Raw genomic sequence first — 3,331 nt, forward strand, 5'->3', positions numbered from 1 at the left:
GCCCTCAGGTGCGCTTCGGGCGCTTGCGGCCGGATGCCTTTCGGGCCGCCGGGTTGCCGGTGCGGGTCGAGCGGCGCTTCTCGAACTGGACGCGGGCCTGCTCGTACTCGGTGCGGCGCAGCTTCTCGCCCGGGGCCTCGGTGAGCGAGCGGACGAAGTAGGCGAGGAGCGAGCCGATGAAGCCGATCGACTTCAGGCCGCGCAGGGAGTCCTCGCGGGCCGGGTCCTTCGGGCGGGCGCCGAAGCCCTCCCAGGTCTTGCGGAACGCGATGGCGCTGCAGATGGAGAACATCGCGATGACCAGAATGCCGACGAGGCCGCCGACCTCTGCGATCTCCAGGCCTTCGTAGGCGAAGCGCAGGACGAAGCAGGCGGCCACGGCGGCGGCCAGGGAGCCGACGGCGACGCCGACGCGGCGGAGCCCGTAACCGCCGTCGTGGTCGACCCATGTCGTGCCGAAGAAGCGGATGGGCTCGGGCTGCGGGCCCGGGGCCGTGGCGGGCGGGGTGCCGGGGGCTGCGCTGTTCTCGCTCACGGGGTCGATTATCCCCCCGCCGCCCCCGGTACCCCGGGTGGTGCCGTCAGTCGCAGCGCGGTGCGATGTAGCCGTCACGCCCCGTGTAGACATAGGCGTCCGCGACGAACTGGCCGTTGGCGATGTTGTCCCAGAGGTTCGACGTGCCGTACGGGCCGGTGACCCGCTCCCCCGGCTTCTGGCAGTAGATCGGGATCTTCTGTCCGTACGGCAGGGTCCTGACGATGCGGTAGCTGGTGCCGGGGCCGGTGCGGACGTTGACCCGGTAGCCCGGGGCGATCGGGTAGCGGGTGCCGGACGCGGTGGTCTCCACCGCCACCGCGGCTTCCGCCGTGGCCGTGGCTTCCGCCGTCGCCGTCGCCTCTTCCGTTCCGTCCGTGACCGTGGCCGCCGCCGGGTCCTGCGTGTGCTCTTCAACGCCCATGTGGGCCTCCCCCGTTGAGACATCGCGTACGCGGTGCGCGTACGACGCGCAGGCTAGCAAGCGCCGTGCTTCTCGCACGCACCATCGACTAGGCTCCGTGCGTCGCATGCGCACGAACACACGGGGGTGGGCGATGCCGCCGCTGCGAGAGCCCGGAGCGCATCCGGAAGCGGAGTTTCCGCAGTACGCCGGCGCCTACCGTCTCGAAGCCCGTCTCGGCTCCGGCGGCATGGGGGTCGTGCATCTGGCGCGCTCGGCCTCGGGGATGCAGCTCGCGGTGAAGGTCGTGCACCCGCCGTATGCGGCGGATCCCGATTTCAGGGCGCGGTTCCGCCAGGAGGTGGCGGCCGCGCGGCGGGTGAGCGGGGCGTTCACCGCGCCCGTCGTCGACGCCGATCCGGAGGCCGACCGGCCCTGGATGGCCACCCTCTACGTTCCCGGGCCCACGCTCGCCGAGCAGGTGAAGCGGAACGGTCCGCTGGCCCCCGCCGCGCTGCGCAGGCTGACCGCCGGTCTTGCCGAGGCGCTGCGGGACATCCATCGGGCGGGCGTGATCCACCGCGATCTGAAGCCGAGCAACGTGCTGCTGACCGACGGGGGCCCCAAGGTCATCGACTTCGGGATCTCGCGGCCGTACGACAGTGATCTGCGCACCGAGACCGGCAAGCTGATCGGATCGCCGCCCTACATGGCTCCCGAGCAGTTCCAGCGGCCGCGCGAGGTGGGGCCGCCGGCCGACGTGTTCGCGCTGGGGGCCGTGATCGTCCACGCGGCGACGGGCCGGGGGCCGTTCGACTCGGACAGCCCGTACATCGTGGCGTACCAGGTGGTGCACGATCAGCCGGATCTGGGCGGGGTGCCCGAGGAGCTGGCCCCGCTGGTCGCCCGGTGCCTGGCGAAGGACCCGGGCGAGCGGCCGACGCCGGACGAGGTGATGGCGGCGCTGGGGCCCCCGTCGTACGAGGCCGAGGCGTTCGTACCGGCGCAGCGGCGGCGGGCGGTGGTCGCGGCGGCGGTGCCGGCCGCGCCGGACGGGGAGCGGCCGGACGGTTCGGAGGAGGACACGCATGTGCGCGCCGCGCCTGCGGTCCGGCGTCGGCGGCTGCCGCGGGCCCGGCTGGTCGTGGCGGCGGCGGTGCTTCTGCTGGTGGCGGGGGCGTACGGGGTGTGGGGCGGGGGCGGTACGGAGGCGAGCCCGCCCGGGCCGGAGGCGGAGGCGGGCGGGCCTGAGGCCGGGGGTGCGGTCGCTCCCTGGCGTACCGAGCTGCGGGCCGGCGGGAGCGGGACGCCCGTCTGTGCCGGTGCTGGGGCCGGGGGCGCGCTGTACTGCTCGGTGGCCGGGACCGGCACGGTCAGGATCGACCCGGCGGACGGGCGCGTGGTCTGGACGGCCCGGTCCTCCTCGGACGAGAGCGCCCGCGCTCCGATCGTCTCGGGAGCGGTCGTGCTGGCCGGCGGCCCGGACGGGAAGCTCCGCGCGTACGACCCGGTGAAGGGGACAGCCGTCCGGGACACCGCGCTGTCCGCGAACCCCGGTGGGGCGTTTCCGGCGGGCGACACCCTGCTGGCCGTCGCGGACGACGGGACGGTGTCGGCGCTGGACGGGACGAGCGGGGCGCAGCGCTGGAAGAAGCCGCTGGCGGGTCACGTACGGCCGGACTTCGCGCTGTACGACGGTGGGTCCGGGCTCGCGTACGCCTTCGAGCACGCGCCCTCCGGTGCGTCGACGCTCGTCACGGCGGTGGACGCGGTGAGCGGCCGGGCGTCCTGGCAGCGGCGGCTGGACGGGGTGCTGACCCCGGTCGGTACGGCCGGGGCCGGGGAGCTGGTGCTGACGGCGATGAACGGGAACTCGGACACCGCCGGGCTCGTTCGGTACGCCCCGGCGTCCGGCGTCGCCGCCCGGATCGCGCTTCCCTTCACGTTGGACGGGCCGCAGGTGGCCATGGCCGGGGATGTCGCGTACCTGCTGGGGCGGGGCGGGTCGCTGCTGGCCGTCGACACGGCGGGGGCGGGCGGCGGTGCGGGGGCGGAGTTGTGGCGGCTGGAGACGGGGGTGGGTCGGGCGTCCGCGCCGGTGCTCGGGGAGGGCGGGCACCTGTATTTCTCCGCGGCGGACGGACGGTTGCTGGCCGTCGACACGGGGCGGGGGGCGTTGGTGGGGCAGACTCGGGCGCGGCTGAGCGGGGGGAAGCTGACGTATGCGTCCGATCTGCCTGCGCCGGTGGTGACGGGGCGGATGGTGGTGGGAACGGCTCCGGACGGGTCGGTCTTCGCGGTGGACGGGGCGGAGCCGGGGGGCTGGTGAGGGCCGGGTCCGCCCTTGGGCTCCCGGGGCTCCGCCCCGGACCCCGCTCCTCAATCGCCGGAGG

At 74.8% G+C, this 3,331-nt stretch carries 3 protein-coding genes; 1 reads left to right on the top strand and 2 read right to left on the bottom strand.

Translation table 11 applies throughout. From position 1 onward, the window contains the following. Positions 1–4 precede the first annotated feature (4 nt). A complete protein-coding gene (locus ACFWM7_RS34535; RefSeq protein ID WP_383268530.1) occupies positions 5–535 on the bottom strand; it encodes a hypothetical protein in 531 nt (176 codons plus the stop codon). 46 nt (positions 536–581) lie between these two features. Beyond that, the gene (locus ACFWM7_RS34540; RefSeq protein ID WP_383268533.1) at positions 582–959 is read right to left on the bottom strand and encodes an SH3 domain-containing protein; all 378 of its coding nucleotides are present in this window, start codon (positions 957–959) and stop codon (positions 582–584) included. A gap of 133 nt (positions 960–1,092) precedes the next feature. Between ACFWM7_RS34540 and ACFWM7_RS34545 the strand changes: the two genes are divergently transcribed. Next, positions 1,093–3,267, top strand: coding sequence for a protein kinase (locus tag ACFWM7_RS34545; protein WP_383268535.1), 2,175 nt, complete (start codon positions 1,093–1,095; stop codon positions 3,265–3,267). Positions 3,268–3,331 lie beyond the last annotated feature (64 nt).

The sequence above is a fragment of the Streptomyces sp. NPDC058375 genome, from assembly GCF_042723425.1.
Lineage (GTDB): Bacteria > Actinomycetota > Actinomycetes > Streptomycetales > Streptomycetaceae > Streptomyces > Streptomyces durocortorensis.

Excerpts from the sequence above, each read along its gene's own strand:
- ACFWM7_RS34540 (WP_383268533.1), bottom strand. The coding sequence starts at position 959 with ATGGGCGTTGAAGAGCACACGCAGGACCCGGCGGCGGCCACGGTCACG.
- ACFWM7_RS34545 (WP_383268535.1), top strand. The coding sequence starts at position 1,093 with ATGCCGCCGCTGCGAGAGCCCGGAGCGCATCCGGAAGCGGAGTTTCCG.